The sequence below is a fragment of the Psychroserpens ponticola genome, from assembly GCF_023556315.2.
GTDB lineage: Bacteria > Bacteroidota > Bacteroidia > Flavobacteriales > Flavobacteriaceae > Psychroserpens > Psychroserpens ponticola.
Genome location: NZ_CP116221.1, coordinates 3163424 through 3183368, shown reverse-complemented (window position 1 = coordinate 3183368; position 19945 = coordinate 3163424). Strand labels below are relative to the sequence as shown.

The window sequence follows — 19945 nt, the reverse complement described above, 5'->3', positions numbered from 1 at the left end:
AAAATTCCTCAAATAAGTAGTTGAATATATTATTTTAGAGTTATTGATTATTGCCAATTATCGGCTATCATTTATGTAAATCTAATAATAATGGTTATTAAAGCTACAATTATTGTAGCAATAAGAACACCTTTAGCTCTTAATTCTTTGTCAGTATTTACAAACAAAAAGAAAGCACCTAAATTTAAAAGTGCACCAATACTTACTAGTTTAGTAAAAACGCTTTGAGCTATTGCGATACTTAAAGAATCACTTATAGATTCTCCTGTGCCAAAAAATAATAGCGATAATATAACTCCTACTGCGCTGGCAATTAAGCCTATTATTATTCCAATGAGTACTTCTTTATTAGTCAAATCTCCAAGTGTTTAGTTGTTGAATGCTTTGATGAGCTGTTAAGTCAAATTGAATTGGAACAACAGAAACATAGCCATTAGCTAAAGCCCATTCATCTGTGTCTTCTCCATGGTCTAAGTTTACAAATTTACCTGTTAACCAATAATAATCTCTACCTTGTGGATTAGTACGTTTGTCAAACTCTTCTTCCCAATTGGCTTTTGCTTGACGACATATTTTTATACCTTTAATGTCGTTTTTATCTAGATTAGGGAAATTCACATTGAGAACAGTTCCACTGTCTAGACCATGATCAAGTACGTTTTTAGCTATAGATTTTATATAGGTCTTACAAGCATCAAAATTCGCACTCCAATTATAATCACATAACGAAAACCCAATTGCAGGAATTCCTTCTACTCCAGCTTCAATGGCAGCACTCATTGTGCCTGAATAAATAACGTTTATTGATGAGTTTGATCCATGATTAATTCCAGACACACATAAATCAGGTCGTCTGTCTAATAGCTGTTTTACACCAAGCTTTACACAATCTGCTGGAGTACCAGAACAACTATACTCTTCCTGTAAGCCCTTGTCTATAATTACTTTTTCAACATGTAACGTAGAATTTATAGTAATAGCATGACCCATTCCGCTTTGAGGACTATCTGGAGCAACAACAACTACATCTCCAATTGTAGTCATGACTTCAATTAGCGTTCTAATACCAGGAGCTGTGATACCATCATCGTTGGTTACTAGAATAAGTGGTTTTTTCGACATTTGTCTGTTTTTTTGACACTTGCAAAAGTACATAAACAGGCTTGGAAATCCTATAAATAAAGGTTTAACAAAAAATTATTAGCACTTGATTTTATTGGCATGGTTTTTTCTTTTACTTTAGTAGAAATTATGAATTCTATGTCATTACATAAAATAGGTTAATTAATAAGCTTAAATATGTTCTGTTACATAAAAAATGAACTATGAGAAATATTATGCAAAGGAATTATAAATTATTGCTTTTGGTGTTACTGTTGGCTTTTGCTTCATGCAGTTTTACATCTAAAAAATTTGAAGGACCAGATAAAGATCAGTTAGTGATTGAACTAGTCACTTATTTACTTGATCAAACACACTTTAATCCTCTAGATATTAATGACGATTTTTCACAAGAAATTTTTGATGAGTTTCTAGAACAACTAGATCCATTAAAACGCTATTTTCATGCGTCTGATATTAGTGAATTTGAAAAATACAAAACAGATTTAGATGAACAGCTAAAGGCATATGATTTGACGTTCTTTGATTTGGCTTATAGTCGTTATGTGCAAAGACTAGCAGAGTCTAAAGAAATTTATAAAGATGTTTTAAAGAATCCTTTTGATTTTTCGCGTAATGAAGATTTTTCGACAAAGTATGAAGAGTTAGAGTATGTCAATTCTAAGGATGAATTAATAGAAAGATGGAGGCATCAACTTAAGTTTTCAACTATAGCTAATTACGATGATTTAATCGCGCAACAGGAAAGAGGTCTGAAACGTACTAACGACTCAGATTCTGAAGGCAAAAAGGAAATAGATAATTCTAAAAAGTCTGTTCCAGTTGAGAAATCACTTACAGAATTAGAAGAAGAAGCACGTGGACTTACATTAAAAGCATTAAATGAATTATATGAATACATGGAAGACAGACAAAGAGAAGATTTATTGTCTGTTTATTTAAATGTAATTGTTCGTGAATACGATCCTCATACGGCATATTATGAGCCAGAAGATAGAGAGCGTTTTGATGCTGATATATCTGGGAAATTTGAAGGGATAGGTGCGAGGCTTCAAAAAAAGATGGATGTTATTACTATTATGGAAGTCATTGCTGGTGGACCAGCTTGGAGGCAGAAGGAACTTGAAGCTGGAGACCAAATCTTAAAAGTGAGGCAAGAAGACGAAGAGGAAGCACTAAATGTTGTCGGTATGCGAACGAGTGATGCTGTTAAGTTTATTAAAGGGCCTAAAGGGACAGATGTAATACTTACAGTGAAAAAAGTAGATGGAACAATTCAAGATATTACGATAACAAGAGACGTTGTAGAAATGGGTGAAACTTATGCTAAATCTTCAACAGTTATCAAAGACGGAAAAAAGTATGGTATCATTGATTTACCTAGATTTTATGTCGATTTTAATGATGTGAATAATCGTAATGCGGCTTCAGATGTGAAAATTGAAATTGAAAGATTAAAAGCTGAAGGAATGGAAGGTCTTGTTCTTGACCTAAGAAATAATGGTGGTGGATCTTTACAAACAGTTGTAGATATGGCAGGATTCTTCATTAAAGAAGGTCCAGTGGTACAAGTTAAAACATCAGGTGAGCCTAAAGAAGTGTTGATGGATCGAGATCGCTCTATAGTTTGGGATGGACCGTTAGTGATTTTAGTTAATGAATTTTCAGCTTCAGCTTCAGAAATTATGGCTGCTGCAATGCAAGATTATAAAAGAGCAATCATAATTGGTAGTGATCAAACTTTTGGAAAAGGAACAGTGCAAACTGTTGTAGATCTTAACCGAATGGTTAAAAATAATACAAGTGGTGATGTTGGTGCTTTAAAATTGACCATTCAAAAATTCTATAGAATTAATGGAGGATCTAATCAATTAGAAGGTGTTAAAAGTGATGTTGTGATTCCAAATCGATATAGTTATATTGATATTGGAGAAAAGAACGAAGAAAATCCTTTGCCTTGGAGTCAAATTGAACCTGCAGATTATGAGGTTTGGGATAGTTATTTTGATTATGATGCTACTATTGCAAAAAGCAAAAAACGCATGTCTGATAATGAACAGTTAAAGTTAATTGATCAAAATGCACAATGGGTTAAAAAGATTAGAGATAAGGATTTGTTTCCTTTAAACTATAACGACTACAAAGCCTCATTAGAAGTTAGTGAAAAAGAAGCTAAACGATTTGAAGATCTTTCAAAATATCAAACGAGTCTTACTTTTGAATCGCTATCTCAAGAGTTGAAATTAATGGAACAAGATTCTGTTTTAAAAGAAAAGCGTGAACGTTGGCACACAAGCTTAAGTAAAGATGTTTATATCGAAGAAGCTCTTAATGTTTTAAACGATTTAAAAATGACTTACGGAATTAAAACAAAAGTTGCGACTTCTGTAAAAAATTAATATGAGTAATAATAGTGGCTCATTAACACAATTAGCGCTTCAAAAGTTTAAAAAAAACTTTTGGGGCGTTTTAAGTTTTTGGCTTATTGTAAGTATTGGTCTCGTTTCTGTATTTGCTTATGTTATTGCACCAGATAATTCACAAAATGCAAATCAAATGCATTTGTCTATTCATTCAAAATCTCCAGGGTTTAAAGTGACGCTTCTGTGTTTTCCCTCAGAATTAGATATCGAACAAAGTTTTTTATCACAATTTTTTTATGGAAAGCTTAAGACCGATACAGAGATTCCAATAACAAACTACAAAATTGAAAAGCAAGAATTAGTTTACACAGAATATGCTTCAGATGGCTTGATTGGTGTTGATAAGTCAATTAGTATTAGTCGTTTTCCTAGCAATGACTATACGGCTTTTATTAAAGAAAAGACCTTCGTTTTTGGAACTGATAAATATGGAAGAGATCTTTTAAGTAGAGTTTTGGTTGGTTCAAGAATTTCTTTTTTTATTGGTTTTATTGCCGTTTTTATTTCTTTAGTAATTGGCATAATCATGGGAAGTATAGCAGGCTACTATGGAGGTAAAATTGATACCTTAATAATGTGGTTCATAAATGTTACTTGGTCAATTCCTACATTACTTTTGGTTATTGCAATTACTTTAGCTTTAGGGAAAGGGTTTTGGCAAGTGTTTATTGCTGTTGGATTAACAATGTGGGTTGAAGTGGCTAGAGTTGTAAGAGGACAAATTATTAGTGCTAAGGAAATGCAATATGTTACAGCAGCTAAAGCTTTAGGGTTTAATGATTTTAGAATTATTACTAAGCATATTTTGCCAAATATAATGGCTCCAATTATAGTAATATCTGCTGCTAATTTTGCCGCAGCAATACTTATAGAAAGTGGGCTTAGTTTTTTGGGGATAGGAGCTCAGCCACCAATGTCAAGTTGGGGAGCAATGATAAAGGATCATTATAATTATATTATTTTGGGCAAACCTTATTTAGCGTTAATACCTGGTTTTTGTATTATGATTTTGGTAATGGCCTTTATGTTAATAGGAAATGCACTTAGAGATGCTTTAGATGTGAAAACTTAAAAAGGGACTAACGCATTGTGTTAATCTGTAGATTTGTGTTTCCTATAAACTGAAGCACTTCGTCACGTCCAATAGCTTTGGAAGATGAACTTACAAAATGTGGAGGTAATTCTTCCCATGTCTTTAGGAGTTCTTGACAATAATATTCAACATTTCTTTCAATTGCTTTTGGTTTTAACTTATCAGCTTTGGTGAAAATAATTGAAAACGGAATTTCACTAATGCCTAAATATTCCATAAATTCTAAATCAATTTTTTGAGGTTCATGTCTAATGTCAACTAAAACAAAAGCTGAAACTAATTGTTTTCGCTTCTCAAAATAATTCGTAATAAACTTCTGAAATTTCCGTTTTGCTGTTTTTGAAACTTTCGCATACCCATAACCGGGTAAGTCAACTAGAAACCAATTTTTATTAATTAGGAAGTGATTTATAAGTTGTGTTTTTCCTGGTCGTCCTGAAGTCTTTGCAAGGTTTTTATGATTCGTCAACATATTGATTAATGAAGACTTTCCTACATTACTTCTGCCTATAAAGGCATATTCTGGTAGCATATCTTTAGGACATTTATCTACATCAGAATTACTTATTACGAATTCAGCAGTTTTAATAAGCATAAAATAGGTTTTTCGTGAAAGCGATAGTGTTAGAAATTACGTTCTTTAAACCAAGAATAAAGTATATCGTTGAATTGTTTTGGATGCTCCATCATTGCTGCGTGTCCACATTTGTCAATCCAAAATAAATCAGAATTTGGTAAAAGTTGATTGAATTCATTTGCTACTTCTGGAGGAGTGACAGTGTCATTTTTGCCCCAAATTATACAAACTGGCAAAGCCATTTTCGGCAAATCTTTAGCCATATTGTGTCTTATTGCGCTTTTTGCTATAGCAAGTGTTTTTATGAGTTTATTCCTGTCGTTAACCGTTTCGTAAACTTCATCAACGATGTCTTTAGTTGCAACTTCTGGATCATAAAAAACTTCTTGTGCTTTTTTCTTAATCACTTCATAGTCACCTCGTTTTGTGTAACCTCCACCCATTGCGCTTTCATATAAACCAGAACTTCCAGTAATTATTAGTCCTTTAACTTTAGTTGGATATAATTTTGTATGATAGAGACCAATATGTCCTCCGAGAGAATTTCCTAACAAGATAACTTCATCAAAACCTTTGAACTCTATAAAATCATAAAGGTATTTTGCGAAATTTTTCACATTAGTCTTTATCAGCGACATCGAATATATAGGCAGCTCTGGTATCAGAACTTTATAGCCTTTTTCACTGAAAAAAGTAGTTACTGCATCAAAGTTGCTTAATCCACCCATTAGTCCATGTAATACTATAATTGGTGTGCCTTCACCAACTTCAATATAACTGAATTCTTTTTCCTTCTTTAAACGATACGCCATTAATTATAGGTCATTTGATCAAAAACAAATATAGGTATTTCAATTAAAACATTTCTATAATTTTTAATTGTAATTAATCTAATGCTAATGAGATGTTAACAATGATTTTGGGATTGATTTTTTTTCATTAGAGCTCTGATTTTTAAAATCTTAATACTTAATAAGGGCTTTGAAATCGGTCGAAAATCATGATCGATTGAAAATTTATCAACAAAAGTGGAGTATAGTGGTAAATTGTGGGATATTTTTCGATATATTTGACTCTTAATCGCTAGTAGCGTTAAATCAATCAGTTTGAACCCATTAATTGGAACTTATGAATGTAAAGTGGATGCCAAAGGAAGGCTTATGCTTCCGGCTGCAATAAAAAAGCAGTTGCTTCCAGTTTTGCAAAACGGTTTTGTTTTGAAGCGCGCTGTTTTTCAGCCTTGTTTAGAGCTTTATCCAATGAGTGAGTGGGAGGTTTTGATGCAGAAAGTGAATAAGTTAAATCGTTTTAAAAAAAAGAATAATGATTTCATTCGTCGATTTACAGCTGGCTTGAAAATGGTAGAAGTTGATGCAGCTGGTCGATTATTGATTCCGAAAGATTTAGTTGTTTTTTCTGGTATTACTAAAGAAGTTGTAGTGTCTTCAGCAATTAATATTATTGAAATTTGGGATAAGGATAAGTATGAAAAAGCTATTGATGATGCCACAGGTGATTTTGCTGATTTAGCAGAAGAAGTTATGGGACAAGATGATGAAGATGGAATATCATAATCCAGTTTTACTTAAAGAGACCGTTGATGGTTTGGATATAAAGCCAGATGGAATATATGTCGACGTGACGTTTGGTGGTGGTGGTCACAGTAAAGAAATTTTAAAGCGATTAGGTCCTAGTGGAAAACTATTTGCTTTCGATCAGGATAAAGATGCTCTTTTAAATACGATTGATGATGATCGATTCACATTGATCAATGAGAATTTTAGATATGTTAGGCGGTTTTTGCGATTCTATGGTGCAAAAGAAGTAGACGGAGTCTTAGCCGATTTTGGGGTCTCATCTCATCAGTTTGATGTTGCTGGACGTGGATTTTCTACACGCTTTGAAGCTGACTTGGATATGAGAATGAATCAAGATGATGCGGTTTCGGCCTATCATGTGGTTAATGATTATGATGAGGAGCAAATAAGACAAGTCTTGTTTCTGTATGGTGAATTAAGACAAGCGCCAGCAATGGCAAAAGCTATTGTTGAAGAAAGAAAAAATGACGAAATAAAAACGAGTCAACAATTAAAAACGGTTTTGAAGCGGTTTTTAAATCATAAAAAAGAAAATAAAGTATTGGCTCAAATTTATCAAGCTATTAGAATAGAGGTGAACCAGGAGATAGAGGCTTTAAAAGAGTTTTTGATGCAAACACCAGAAGTTTTAGTTAAAGGTGGGCGATTAAGCTTGATCTCGTACCATTCGTTAGAAGATAGATTGGTAAAACGTTTTATAAGAAATGGCATGTTTGAAGGTGAGCCTGAGCGTGATGTCTTTGGGAATTTTGAAGTGCCTTTAAAAAAAGTGGGTAATCTAATTGTTCCAGCCAACGAAGAAGTAGCTATAAATAATAGAGCTAGAAGCGCAAAGCTTCGTATTGCTGAAAAATTATGAAAAAAAATATTTACAGCATTTTAAGAGGTAAGTTTTTAGTGAGTGATGACTCCTTTAAAAATTGGAGAATCATCATTTTCATTTCGTTTTTAGCGATTATTATGATTGCTAGTTCGCATAGTGCAGATCAAAAAGTTTATGAGATAGCACGACTTAAAAATGAAGTAAAAGAGTTGAGGTCTGCATTTGTAGATGGCAGATCAAAATTGATGAGACTCAAAATGGAATCATCAATAATTAAAAAAGTAGCAGATAAAGGAATCGTAATATCAGAGATTCCGCCAAAAAAAATAAAAGTAAAATCACAAGATTGAATTAAGTGGCAACAACCGAAACTAACATATTAAACAGATTGTATTTCATAGCTGGATGTATGTTTGTCTTCGCTTTGGCTGTTGTTTTTAAATTGTGTACCATTCAGTTTGTTCAAGGTGATGAGTATAGAGCACTTGCTCAAGAACGAACCGTTAAAAATCATGACATTCCAGCGAATAGAGGTAATGTGTATTCTGCCGATGGAAGTCTGTTGGCAACGTCAATTCCTAAATATGATATCAGATTTGATGCTATTCAACCGAAACAGGCTACGTTTAATAAATATATAAAGCCGTTGTCAGATTCTTTAGCAAAATATACAGATAAAACTTCAAGCTATTATCAAAATTCTATCACAAAAGCGAGATCTAATAAAAATAGATATTTCCTTTTAGCCAGAAATATTAGTTATTCAGATTACATCAGATTGAGAAATTTTCCAATGCTGGAGCTGGGTGCAATTAAAGGAGGACTTATCGTAGAGCAAACAACAAGACGAGAGCATCCAATGGGAGGAATTGCTGAGCGAACCATTGGGTATGAAAGGGAAGATGAAAACGGAAATGTAACACGTCCAGGAATCGATGGTGCTTTTGGAGTTAAATATTTAAGAGGTGTTAATGGTTCTAGATTGAAACAGAAAATTGGCAACGGACAATGGAAACCTATTGTAGATTATAATCAAGTGGATCCTCAAGATGGTTACGACGTGTATACAACGATTGATGTCAATATTCAAGATATCGCTCATCATTCTTTATTAGGTCAACTAGAAAAATATGAGGCTGAACATGGTTGTGCAGTGGTTATGGATGTGAAAACTGGAGAAATCAAAGCGATTTCAAACCTTGGAAGAAATAAAAACGGAAAGTACTATGAGCGTTTAAATTATGCTGTTGGAGAAAGTCATGAGCCTGGTTCTACTTTTAAAGTCATGGCATTAATGGCTGCTTTAGAAGATAAAGTGATTGATACATCTACAATTATTGATACGAAGCGAGGTTCAAAACGTTTCTATGGAAGAACGATTACAGATTCAAGAGGTTATGGTGAAATTTCTGCAGCTAGAGCTTTAGAAGTGTCTTCAAATATTGGTTTAGCAACTATTGTAGATGAACATTATTCTGAAAAACCCAAAAAGCTTATTAACCGTTTAAAAAGTTGGCGATTAAATGAGCCGCTAGGTATTTCTATTATTGGAGAAGGGCAGCCTGTAATTCCTGAACCAGGTCATAAGTTATGGAGTAAGAATGCACTTCCTTCAATGGCATATGGTTATAATCTTAGAATGACTCCATTGCAAACATTAGCATTCTACAATGCGATTGCAAATGATGGAGAAATGGTAAAGCCAAGATTTATTAAATCGGTTAAAGAATTTGATAGGGAAATTGAAACGTTTGAAAAAGAAATAATCCATCAAAATATTTGTTCTGATAAAACTTTAGGAGAAATACGAGAGATACTTAAAAATGTAGTGATTAGAGGTACAGGTAGACGAATGTATTCTAAAAATTTCTCTATGGCAGGTAAAACAGGAACGGCTAGAACTGAGTATTGGATGAAGGATTGGAAGGAGAATCCGAGATATATTTCATCATTCGCTGGTTATTTTCCAGTAGATAACCCTAAATATTCTTGCATCGTTGTGATTCATAAACCAAGTACTAAAGTTGGGTTTTATGGTGCTGATGTGTCTGGCCCTGTGTTTAAAAGAATTGCACAAAAAATATATACAGAAACACCTTTGATAGATGAAGTAGAGTCATTAGAAGTCGTAAATAATGAGGTTAATACCTCTTTTGAAGCTTATTATGATATTGCAAATACATATAAAACGATAATGCCAAATGTTGTTGGATTGCCAACGATGGACGCATTGGCTTTATTAGAAAATATGGGATTAAAAGTGAAGCTACAAGGTGTTGGAGTTGTTAAAAATCAATCAATAACCAAAGGGGTAAAAGTAACGTCTAACCAAGTTGTTGTGTTAAATATTTAATGGCAGAATTAAAAGACATATTATATAAGGTTACTATCAATGCAGTGGTTGGAAGCACTAGTGTTGCTATAAATAACATTCATTTTGATTCACGAGCTGTTTCAAAAGGAGATGTCTTTGTAGCTATAAAAGGTGCTACTGTCGATGGTCATGATTATATTCAAAAGGCATTAAGTTTAGGTGCTATTGCTGTCGTTTGCGAAACACTTCCTGATGATATACAAAATGGAATTACCTATATAGAAGTTGAAGATACAAGTAGTGCTTTAGCTTATATGGCTTCAAATTATTATGATAATCCATCAAGTAACTTGAGATTAATTGGTGTTACTGGAACTAACGGAAAGACAACAGTGACAACACTTTTATATCAGCTGTTTAAAAAAGCAGGTTATAAAGTTGGCTTATTATCTACAGTTAAAATTATGGTAGATAATACCGAATATAAAGCAACACACACAACTCCAGATTCTATAACCATAAATAAATATCTAAAGTTAATGAATGATGCTGGTGTTGAATTTTGTTTCATGGAAGTGAGTTCACATGGAATTCACCAAAAACGTTCTGAAGGATTACAATTTGAAGGTGGTGTCTTTACTAACTTATCTCACGATCATTTAGATTATCATAGCACGTTTGCTGAATATAGAGACGTCAAGAAATCATTTTTTGATCACTTACCAAAACAAGCTTTTGCACTTGTGAATATTGATGATAAAAATGGGGTAGTGATGTTGCAAAATACAAAGGCTAAACAGTATTCATATGCATTAAAAACATATGCTGATTATAAAGCTCAAGTTCTCGAAAATGAATTAAGTGGCCTGCTTTTGAAGCTTAATGAAAGCGAATTGTGGACGAGACTAATAGGGGATTTTAATGCTTATAATGTAGCAGCAATTTATGGAACTGCTGAGTTATTAGGTCTTGAAAAAGTTGAAATCTTAAGGTTGATTAGTGAGTTGGAAAGTGTAAGTGGTCGATTCCAATATATGATTTCAGATGAAAAAATTACTGCTATCGTAGATTATGCACATACGCCTGACGCACTTAAAAATGTATTAGAAACTATAAATAGCATTCGTACTAAAAACGAAGCGTTGATTACTGTTGTTGGTTGTGGTGGAGATAGAGATAAAACCAAGCGTCCAAAAATGGGACACATTGCTTCAGCATTAAGTAATAAAGTGATTTTTACTAGTGATAATCCAAGAAGTGAAAAACCTGAAGTAATTATTGAAGGTATAGAAAAAGGTGTTGAACCTCAAAACTTTAAGAAAGTAATTTCAATCTCAGATAGAAAACAAGCAATTAAAACCGCTTGTCAAATGGCGAATTCAAATGATATCATTTTAATAGCTGGAAAAGGACACGAAACGTATCAAGAAATTAATGGTGAACGCTTCGATTTTGATGATTACCAAATAGTGCAAGAATGTTTAAAGCAGTTACAGAAATAAATTAACCAATGTTATATTACCTATTCGAATATTTAGAAAAACAGTTTCAGTTTCCTGGAGCTAGTCTCTTTGGGTTTCTAACATTTAGAGCTGCTATTGCAATGATTTTGTCGTTGCTTATTTCCATTGTGTATGGAAAACGAATCATTCGTTTTTTACAAAAACAACAAGTAGGAGAAACCATTAGAGATCTTGGTTTAGAAGGTCAGGCTCAAAAAGCTGGAACACCAACAATGGGTGGAATCATTATAATTCTTGCGACCTTAATTCCTGTATTGTTATTAGCAAAATTAGCGAATATATACATCATTTTACTAATTGTTACAACAGTTTGGATGGGAGTCATCGGATTTATTGATGACTATATAAAGAAGTTTAAAAATGATAAAGAAGGTCTAAAAGGACGTTTTAAAGTTCTTGGGCAAATTGGCTTAGGGATTATAGTTGGAGTGACATTGTTTTTCCATAACGATGTAACTATAAGGGAAAAACTTCCGATAGAACAACAACAAGAATTGCTTGCTGAAGATCCAAACATTTCACCTTTTAAATTGTTTCAAGTCGAAGAACAATCGACTAAAACTACAATTCCGTTTGTAAAAAACAACGAATTCAATTATTCAGATTTAGTAACATGGATCCATCCTGATTTGGAAAAATACTCTTGGTTGATTTTTATCATAGTTGTGATTTTTATTATAACTGCAGTTTCTAATGGCGCAAATCTCACTGATGGAATTGATGGTTTAGCGGCAGGAACATCTGCCATAATTGTACTCACATTAGGGATTTTTGCTTGGGTTTCTGGTAACATCATTTTTTCAGATTATCTCAACATTATGTACATCCCAAGAGTAGAGGAAATCACCATATATATCGCTGCGTTCGTTGGTGCATTAATTGGGTTTTTGTGGTACAATACGTATCCAGCTCAAGTGTTTATGGGAGATACAGGGAGTTTGACAATTGGCGGAATTATAGCAGTTATTGCCATTGCTGTTAGAAAAGAATGGTTAATTCCGTTGTTATGTGGAATTTTCTTAGCAGAGAATTTATCCGTCGTCATGCAAGTGAGTTGGTTTAAATACACACGAAAGAAGCATGGTGAAGGTCGACGCATATTTAAAATGTCGCCATTACATCACCATTATCAAAAATCAGGATATCACGAAAGCAAAATTGTAACGCGTTTTTGGATTGTTGGCATTTTACTTGCCATACTAACTATTGTGACATTGAAAATTAGATAATTTGAATTTTCCTGAAAAGTTTTTAAAACCTAGTAGGTATTGAATAAAATGAAGAAACAAAGATTAATAATTCTTGGAGGAGGAGAAAGTGGAGTAGGTACAGCGCTTCTTGGGAAAGATAAAGGATATGAAGTTTTTGTTTCAGATAAAGGAATAATAAAAGAAAAGTACAAAAAAGTTCTTATACATAATGAGATTGAATTTGAAGATGGACAGCATACAGAGGCTAAAATCTTAAATGCAGACATAATAATGAAAAGTCCTGGAATTCCCGATAAAGTGGTTCTAATAAAACAGATTAGAGCAAAAGGAATTAAGGTCGTTTCAGAAATTGAGTTTGCGTCAAATTTTACCAAAGCTACTTTAATTGCAATTACTGGTAGTAATGGTAAAACAACAACTGCGAGTCTAACACATCACTTGTTAAAGCAAGAATTAAATGTTGGATTGGCAGGCAATATTGGTGATAGTTTCGCTAAGCAAATATTAGAAGAAAATTATCCAAACTATGTGTTGGAGATTAGCAGTTTTCAGTTGGATGATATTATAGAGTTTAAACCAAAAATAGCAGTTTTACTTAATGTCACACCAGACCATTTAGATCGATATGATTACGTTTTTGAAAATTACATCGCTTCAAAATTCAGAATAATAAAAAACCAAGCTAAAGAGGATTATTTCATCTATGATGCAGATGATGAAGTCATCGAGTCGTGGTTAATGCAACATCCTATTCAATCCACATTATTGCCGTTTTCATTAACAAAACAAATTGAAAATGGAGCGTATTTAGACAAAGACAATATTAAAATAACAATAGATAATAACCAGATAATTATGCCAACAAAAAATCTAGCATTAGAGGGTAAGCACAACGTTAAAAATGCAATGGCTGCTTCAACAGTAGCGCACTTATTAAAAATAAGAAAACAAACCATTCGTGAGAGTTTAGAAAACTTTCAAGGTGTTGAGCATCGTCTGGAAAATGTACTCAAGATTAATAAAGTGCAATACATAAATGATTCAAAAGCAACTAATGTTAATGCAACTTATTACGCATTGGAAAGTATGGATGCTCCAACAGTTTGGATTGTTGGTGGACAAGATAAAGGTAATGATTACCAGGAGTTGTTTCAGTTTGTGAATGAAAAGGTAAAAGCAATTATTTGTTTAGGAGTTGATAATGAGAAACTCATGGCTAATTTTGGACATATGGTTGATGTGATTGTTGAAACTCAATATATGAGTGAAGCTGTAAAAATTGCATATAAAATTGCAGAAGCTGGTGAGAATGTATTGTTATCGCCTGCTTGTGCAAGCTTTGATTTGTTTGAAAACTATGAAGATAGAGGACGTCAATTTAAAGATGCTGTGAGAAATTTATAAAAAAGTAGTTTGTCATTCAAAATGAGGAACTATTGTAGAATCTATAAATATTGAGATTCTTCGCTTTACTCTGAATAAAAAGACAAATATTAATATAAGTGATAAAAAAGTGCAAACACTATTTAAAAACATAAAAGGAGATCGATTAATTTGGGCAATTGCTGCTTTATTGGCAGTTTTCTCATTTCTTCCTGTGTATAGTGCTGCAAGTAATTTAGCTTATGTCGGAGGTTCAGGAAATACCTTCGGGTTTTTTATTAAGCATTTCATGCATTTGTTTTTAGGATTTGCAATTATGTATGGAGTGCACAAAATTCCATATCGATATTTCAGAGGATTGTCAATGATTATGATTCCTATTGTAATTGTGTTACTTATTGTTACAATGTTTCAAGGAACGACCATCGATGGCGCAAACGCAAGCCGTTGGATACAAATTCCGTTTGTAGGTATGTCATTTCAAACATCAACTTTGGCTGCGGTTGTTTTAATGGTGTATGTGGCTAGATATTTATCGAAAATTCAAGACAGAAAAGTAACATTTACAGAGACACTCTTGCCACTTTGGGCTCCAGTATTTTTGATTTTAATACTCATATTACCTGCAAATTTTTCTACAACTGCTATTATGTTTCTCATGATTATGATGCTGGCATTTATTGGCGGCTATCCAATAAAATATTTGGCTGTAATTATAGGTACAGGTATTGTTGCGTTGTCTCTTTTTGTTTTGATTGCAAAAGCATTCCCAGATGCGATGCCAAATCGTGTTGATACATGGATAAGTAGAATTGAAAATTTTTCAAATGGCGAAGATACCGAAGGGGATTATCAAATTGAAAATGCTAAAATAGCTATTGCTTCAGGTGGAATTCCTGGAAAAGGTCCAGGTAAAAGTACACAGAAAAATGTGTTGCCTCAATCGTCATCAGATTTTATTTTCGCAATAATTATAGAAGAATATGGATTAATTGGAGGCTTTTTTTTATTGATAATGTACTCTTGGCTGTTGTTTAGAATTGTAATCGTATCTCAAAAGTCGGATACGATTTTCGGTAAGTTGTTAGTGTTAGGTGTTGGTTTGCCTATTGTATTTCAGGCATTGATAAATATGGCTGTTGCGGTAGAATTATTCCCAGTAACAGGACAGACCTTACCATTAATAAGTAGTGGAGGAACATCTATTTGGATGACCTGTTTAGCTATCGGAATAATTTTAAGTGTAAGCGCAAAGCGTGAAGAAATAAAAGAACAAGAAATTAATGAAGATAATCCGCTTGAAATATTAAGCGAAACAATTTAATGAGTCACTATAAAATTATATTGTCTGGTGGAGGAACAGGAGGTCATATCTATCCTGCAATCGCTATTGCAAATGAATTAAAATCTCGCTTTCCAGATGCTCAGTTTTTATTTGTTGGTGCTTCTGATCGCATGGAAATGGAAAAAGTTCCTGAAGCAGGTTATGATATTGAAGGTTTATGGATTTCAGGGCTTCAGCGTAAACTGACGTTGAAAAACCTTATGTTTCCATTTAAATTAATCGTTAGTTTATTGCGTTCAAGAAAAATCATCAATACGTTTAATCCTGATGTGGCAATTGGAACAGGAGGTTTTGCTAGTGGTCCATTATTGAAAGTTGCATCTTCAAAAGGAATTCCTAGTTTAATTCAAGAGCAAAATTCATATCCAGGAATTACAAATAAGCTATTAGGAAAAAAGGTGAACACTATATGTGTCGCTTATGAAGGTCTTGAAAAATTCTTTCCTAAGGAAAAAATAATAGTGACAGGAAATCCAATTCGTAAAGACTTATTAAATGTTGGAGATAAGCATATTCAAGGAAAAGATGCGTTTACATTAATACATAGTAAGCACACGCTTTTGATTTTAGGAGGAAGTTTAGGTGCAAGACGAATCAATGAATTAATAGAAAGCAAGTTGGAGTATTTCATGTCGCTAAATGTACAGTTGATTTGGCAATGTGGGAAACTGTACTATCAGCAGTATAAGAAGTATAACAAGTTAGATCATGTGCAAGTTCACGCCTTTTTGAATAATATGGATATGGCTTATGCTGCAGCAGATATTATTATTTCAAGAGCTGGAGCGAGTTCGGTGTCTGAACTGTGTGTCGTAGGAAAACCTGTGATTTTTATACCATCTCCAAATGTCGCTGAAGATCATCAAACCAAAAATGCTAAATCAATAGCAGATAAAGGTGCAGCGATTTTGATTAAGGAAAGTGATTTAGATGATCAATTTGAGAATGGGTTTTCCGAGGTGTTAAAATCAGCAGAGAAAAGAGAAGATTTAAGTCAGAATATAAAAGGGTTGGCATTGGTAAATGCAACAAAAGATATCGCAAACGAAGTAGAAAAACTGTTGAAGCAATAAATGAGTTTAAAACATATAAATAGCGTTTATTTTATAGGTATTGGAGGCATTGGTATGAGTGCTTTAGCACGTTATTTTGTAGCTAAAGGGTTAACGGTTGGTGGTTATGATAAAACTAAAACTGATATTACGAATACACTAGTAGATTTAGGTGTTTCTATTCATTTTGAAGATAATGTAGAGCAAATTAATGAAGTATTTTTAAGAAATGATGATACGCTTATTGTTTATACTCCAGCAATTCCTAAAAGTCACAAGGAGTTAAATTATTTCGATTCAAATGGGTTTGAGGTTTTAAAACGTTCAGCTGTTCTAGGGGAAATTACAAGACAAACGTTTTGTTTGGCAGTTGCAGGTACGCATGGAAAAACAACAACAACAAGTATTTTAGGTCATTTGCTCAACGCATGTGATGTTAAAGTTACCGCATTTTTAGGCGGAATTAGTGAAAACTACAATTCTAACCTTATCCTTAATGGAACTGATGTCACAGTTGTTGAAGCTGATGAATTTGATCGTTCCTTTTTAACCTTATCTCCAGATTATGCATGCATTACGTCTATGGATCCTGATCATTTGGATATTTATGGAGATGCTTCAGAATTAGTGAAATCTTTTGAAGATTTTTCAAATAAAATTAAACCAAACGGAAAACTGTTCGTTAAAAGTGGATTGCCAATACAAGGGATTACTTATGGCATCGAAGACGATTCAGATTATTCTGTACAAAACATAAAAATAATAAATGGTAGCTATGTATTTGATGTAAAAACACCAAATGAGCTGCTCGAAGATTTTAAATTTAGCCTACCTGGTAGACACAATCTGTCGAATGCTTTAATTGCCTTGGCGATGACTGTAGAATACGGAATCCCTAAACCACAGCTCGCCAAAGCTTTAGCATCCTATAAAGGAGTGAAGCGTAGATTTACGTACCAGATTAAAAGTGAAAATTTAGTGTTTATTGATGATTATGCACATCATCCAGAAGAAATAAATGCAGTTCATCAAGCTGTTAGAGAAATGTACCCAAATAAAAAAGTATTAGCTATTTTTCAGCCGCATTTATTCAGTAGAACAAAAGATTTTGTAGACGATTTTGCTAAGAGTTTATCACGTTTTGATGAGGTTATTTTGTTAGACATTTATCCAGCAAGAGAATTACCATTAGAAGGTGTGACTTCAGAATGGCTTTTAAATAAAATTAACAATGAACATAAAAAATTAATTCAAAAAACGGAATTAATTCAACATATAAAAGAATCTTCGGCTCACGTTATTTTAACTATTGGAGCAGGAGATATTGGAGAAGAGGTAAAACATATTAAAAAAGCATTAAGTATTGCGAGTTAATTATAATCACATAAAGGTCTTATTATTAGTGCTACTAGTTGGTTTTCTATACGTGTTTTCATCGTTTAGAAATTCTATTAGAACAGTGAATGCTCCAATGATACAATTTGTTGGTGATGATAACCTGTTTGTAACACAAGAGAATGTTAGTAAATTGTTAATACAAAATCAGGAGAGTGTTGCGAATAAGCCTAAAGATATTATAGATTTGAACGCGTTGGAAACTGCCCTGAATTCCAATCCAATGATTAAGCAAGCGCAAGTGTTTATGAGTGTTGAAGGCTCTATCACTGCTAATATTGAACAAAAAAAACCTATAGCAAGAGTAAGTACAAATGCCTCCTATTACATTGATGAGCAAGGTTCGTTTATGCCTTTATCAACAAATTACACAGCTCGTGTGCCTTTAGTAACTGGAGTAATTGAAAAAAATAATTTATCAAATGTATTCACTATAGCTCAAAAAGTTAAATCGGATGCGTTTTTGAAAAAGCACGTTGTTGAGATTCATCAAAATGAAGATCAATCTATTGATTTGAGATTGCGTAATGCCGATTTTAATGTGCATTTAGGACGTTTAAATCTATTAGATAAAAAAATTAATAACCTAAAAGCGTTTTATTTAAAGGCTATAAAAGATAAAACATTAGATAGTTATAGTGTTGTGAATTTAAAGTTTGATAAGCAAGTTATTTGCACCAAAAAATAAGTGATGGAGAACAATAAAATTTCAGTAGGATTAGACATCGGAACCACAAAAATTGTGGCTATGATTGGTCGTAAGAATGAATATGGAAAGGCAGAAATTTTGGGTATTGGTAAATCCAAAAGCTTAGGCGTGCATAGAGGTGTCGTAAATAATATTACACAAACAATACAGTCGATTCAGCAAGCTGTTCAAGAAGCAGAAGCAGAAGCAGGAATGAAAATTGAAGATGTCACTGTTGGTATAGCTGGTCAGCATATTAGAAGTTTGCAACATAGTGATTATATCACTAGAGCAAATTCTGAAGTCGTTATAGACGAAGAAGATATTGATAGATTAATCAATCAAGTGCACAAATTAGTAATGTTGCCTGGTGAAGAGATTATTCATGTCCTTCCTCAAGAATATAAAATTGATGGTCAACCAGAAATTAAAGAACCAATTGGGATGTATGGTGGACGATTAGAAGCGAACTTCCATGTCGTTGTCGGACAAGTATCGTCGATTAGAAATATTGGTCGTTGTGTAAAAAGTTCTGGTTTAGAATTAGAAGGCATCACATTAGAACCTTTAGCATCAGCAAATGCAGTGTTAAGTCAAGAAGAAAAAGAAGCAGGAGTAGCTTTGATTGATATAGGAGGAGGAACAACAGATTTAGCTGTTTTTAAAGATGGAATTATTCGCCATACAGCAGTGATTCCTTTTGGAGGAAATGTGGTTACTGAAGACATAAAAGAAGGTTGCTCTATAATTGAAAAGCAAGCTGAATTGTTAAAAATAAAATTTGGTTCAGCATGGCCAGGAGAAAATAAAGACAACGAAATTGTATCTATTCCTGGTTTACGTGGTCGTGAGCCTAAAGAGATTACTTTAAAGAATTTGTCTAAAATTATACACGCAAGAGTCGTAGAAATCGTAGAACAAGTTTATGTAGAGATCAAAAATTATGGTCACGAAGAACAAAAAAAGAAATTAATTGCAGGTATTGTTTTAACAGGTGGTGGAAGCCAATTAAAACACTTAAAGCAATTAGTAGAATACATAACAGGAATGGATACTAGAATTGGCTATCCTAATGAGCATTTAGCTGGAGACAGTGATGATGATATTGCAAGTCCTTTATTTGCAACAGCTGTTGGATTAGTAATGGATGGCTTAAAGCGTCAAGAACGAAAACGCGTAGAGAAAGAAGTAGAAGAAATGGAACTTGCTATGGAAGAGCATTCCGAAGAGCAAATTACACATGAAGAAGAACGTATTCAGCAACCAAAAAAAGAACGTAAATCGTTTTTAGATAAATTGACTGAGCGTGTCAAAGATTTTTTAGACAACGCTGAGTAATCAGAGAAATAAATCTATTGAATAAAACATATTAAGTACAAAACAACAACCAGTAAAAAG

18 protein-coding genes are annotated in these 19945 nt (G+C 33.2%); 14 read left to right on the top strand and 4 right to left on the bottom strand.

Annotation, left to right across the window (positions count from 1 at the left end):
- Positions 1–71 precede the first annotated feature (71 nt).
- Positions 72–356: a hypothetical protein gene (locus MUN68_RS14025; RefSeq protein WP_249993896.1), complete on the bottom strand. Its 285-nt coding sequence runs from the start codon at positions 354–356 to the stop codon at positions 72–74.
- The gene (gene surE, locus MUN68_RS14020; RefSeq protein WP_249993897.1) at positions 349–1122 is read right to left on the bottom strand and encodes a 5'/3'-nucleotidase SurE; all 774 of its coding nucleotides are present in this window, start codon (positions 1120–1122) and stop codon (positions 349–351) included. The genes MUN68_RS14025 and surE overlap by 8 nt, the downstream gene beginning before the upstream one ends.
- 215 nt (positions 1123–1337) lie before the next feature.
- On the opposite strand from surE, the gene MUN68_RS14015 reads away from it, so the two are divergent.
- Together MUN68_RS14015 and MUN68_RS14010 are read left to right on the top strand one after the other, a co-directional pair.
- Complete coding sequence (locus tag MUN68_RS14015) at positions 1338–3521, top strand: carboxy terminal-processing peptidase (protein ID WP_249993964.1); 2184 nt, start codon at positions 1338–1340, stop codon at positions 3519–3521.
- A gap of 1 nt (position 3522) precedes the next feature.
- Positions 3523–4617 carry an ABC transporter permease gene (locus MUN68_RS14010; RefSeq protein WP_249993899.1) on the top strand — a complete coding sequence of 365 codons (1095 nt, stop codon included), beginning with the start codon at positions 3523–3525 and terminating at the stop codon, positions 4615–4617.
- 7 nt (positions 4618–4624) lie between these two features.
- Here MUN68_RS14010 and yihA read toward each other — a convergent pair whose 3' ends face one another.
- The gene (gene yihA, locus MUN68_RS14005) at positions 4625–5233 is read right to left on the bottom strand and encodes a ribosome biogenesis GTP-binding protein YihA/YsxC (protein WP_249993901.1); all 609 of its coding nucleotides are present in this window, start codon (positions 5231–5233) and stop codon (positions 4625–4627) included.
- 29 nt (positions 5234–5262) lie between these two features.
- Complete coding sequence (locus MUN68_RS14000) at positions 5263–6027, bottom strand: alpha/beta fold hydrolase (RefSeq protein ID WP_249993903.1); 765 nt, start codon at positions 6025–6027, stop codon at positions 5263–5265.
- Between the two features lie 294 nt (positions 6028–6321).
- On the opposite strand from MUN68_RS14000, the gene mraZ reads away from it, so the two are divergent.
- The 12 genes from mraZ to ftsA all read left to right on the top strand — a co-directional run bounded on the left by mraZ (position 6322) and on the right by ftsA (position 19885).
- Positions 6322–6789, top strand: a complete 468-nt coding sequence (gene mraZ, locus MUN68_RS13995) for a division/cell wall cluster transcriptional repressor MraZ (RefSeq protein ID WP_249993906.1) — start codon at positions 6322–6324, stop codon at positions 6787–6789.
- Positions 6776–7672, top strand: coding sequence for a 16S rRNA (cytosine(1402)-N(4))-methyltransferase RsmH (gene rsmH / locus MUN68_RS13990; RefSeq protein WP_249993966.1), 897 nt, complete (start codon positions 6776–6778; stop codon positions 7670–7672). Before mraZ ends, rsmH begins: the two co-directional genes overlap by 14 nt.
- On the top strand, positions 7669–7986 hold the full coding sequence (locus MUN68_RS13985) for an FtsL-like putative cell division protein (RefSeq protein WP_249993908.1): 318 nt from the start codon (positions 7669–7671) through the stop codon (positions 7984–7986). Before rsmH ends, MUN68_RS13985 begins: the two co-directional genes overlap by 4 nt.
- 59 nt (positions 7987–8045) lie before the next feature.
- On the top strand, positions 8046–9989 hold the full coding sequence (locus tag MUN68_RS13980) for a penicillin-binding protein (RefSeq protein ID WP_249993968.1): 1944 nt from the start codon (positions 8046–8048) through the stop codon (positions 9987–9989).
- Positions 9989–11452: a UDP-N-acetylmuramoyl-L-alanyl-D-glutamate--2,6-diaminopimelate ligase gene (locus MUN68_RS13975; RefSeq protein WP_249993910.1), complete on the top strand. Its 1464-nt coding sequence runs from the start codon at positions 9989–9991 to the stop codon at positions 11450–11452. The genes MUN68_RS13980 and MUN68_RS13975 overlap by 1 nt, the downstream gene beginning before the upstream one ends.
- Before the next feature lie 8 nt (positions 11453–11460).
- Positions 11461–12702 (top strand): phospho-N-acetylmuramoyl-pentapeptide-transferase, encoded by a 1242-nt coding sequence (mraY, locus tag MUN68_RS13970; protein ID WP_249993912.1) that lies wholly within the window; start codon positions 11461–11463, stop codon positions 12700–12702.
- A 48-nt stretch (positions 12703–12750) separates the two neighbouring features.
- Positions 12751–14088 carry a UDP-N-acetylmuramoyl-L-alanine--D-glutamate ligase gene (gene murD, locus MUN68_RS13965; protein ID WP_249993915.1) on the top strand — a complete coding sequence of 446 codons (1338 nt, stop codon included), beginning with the start codon at positions 12751–12753 and terminating at the stop codon, positions 14086–14088.
- Positions 14089–14197: 109 nt separating this feature from the next.
- On the top strand, positions 14198–15391 hold the full coding sequence (locus MUN68_RS13960) for an FtsW/RodA/SpoVE family cell cycle protein (protein ID WP_249993917.1): 1194 nt from the start codon (positions 14198–14200) through the stop codon (positions 15389–15391).
- Complete coding sequence (gene murG, locus MUN68_RS13955; RefSeq protein ID WP_249993919.1) at positions 15391–16485, top strand: undecaprenyldiphospho-muramoylpentapeptide beta-N-acetylglucosaminyltransferase; 1095 nt, start codon at positions 15391–15393, stop codon at positions 16483–16485. The genes MUN68_RS13960 and murG overlap by 1 nt, the downstream gene beginning before the upstream one ends.
- Positions 16486–17838 carry a UDP-N-acetylmuramate--L-alanine ligase gene (murC, locus tag MUN68_RS13950; protein ID WP_249993921.1) on the top strand — a complete coding sequence of 451 codons (1353 nt, stop codon included), beginning with the start codon at positions 16486–16488 and terminating at the stop codon, positions 17836–17838.
- Between the two features lie 97 nt (positions 17839–17935).
- Entirely contained in the window at positions 17936–18547 is a 612-nt protein-coding gene (locus MUN68_RS13945) for a cell division protein FtsQ/DivIB (protein WP_249993923.1), read from the top strand.
- A gap of 3 nt (positions 18548–18550) precedes the next feature.
- Positions 18551–19885 (top strand): cell division protein FtsA, encoded by a 1335-nt coding sequence (ftsA, locus tag MUN68_RS13940; RefSeq protein WP_249993925.1) that lies wholly within the window; start codon positions 18551–18553, stop codon positions 19883–19885.
- Positions 19886–19945: the final 60 nt, after the last annotated feature.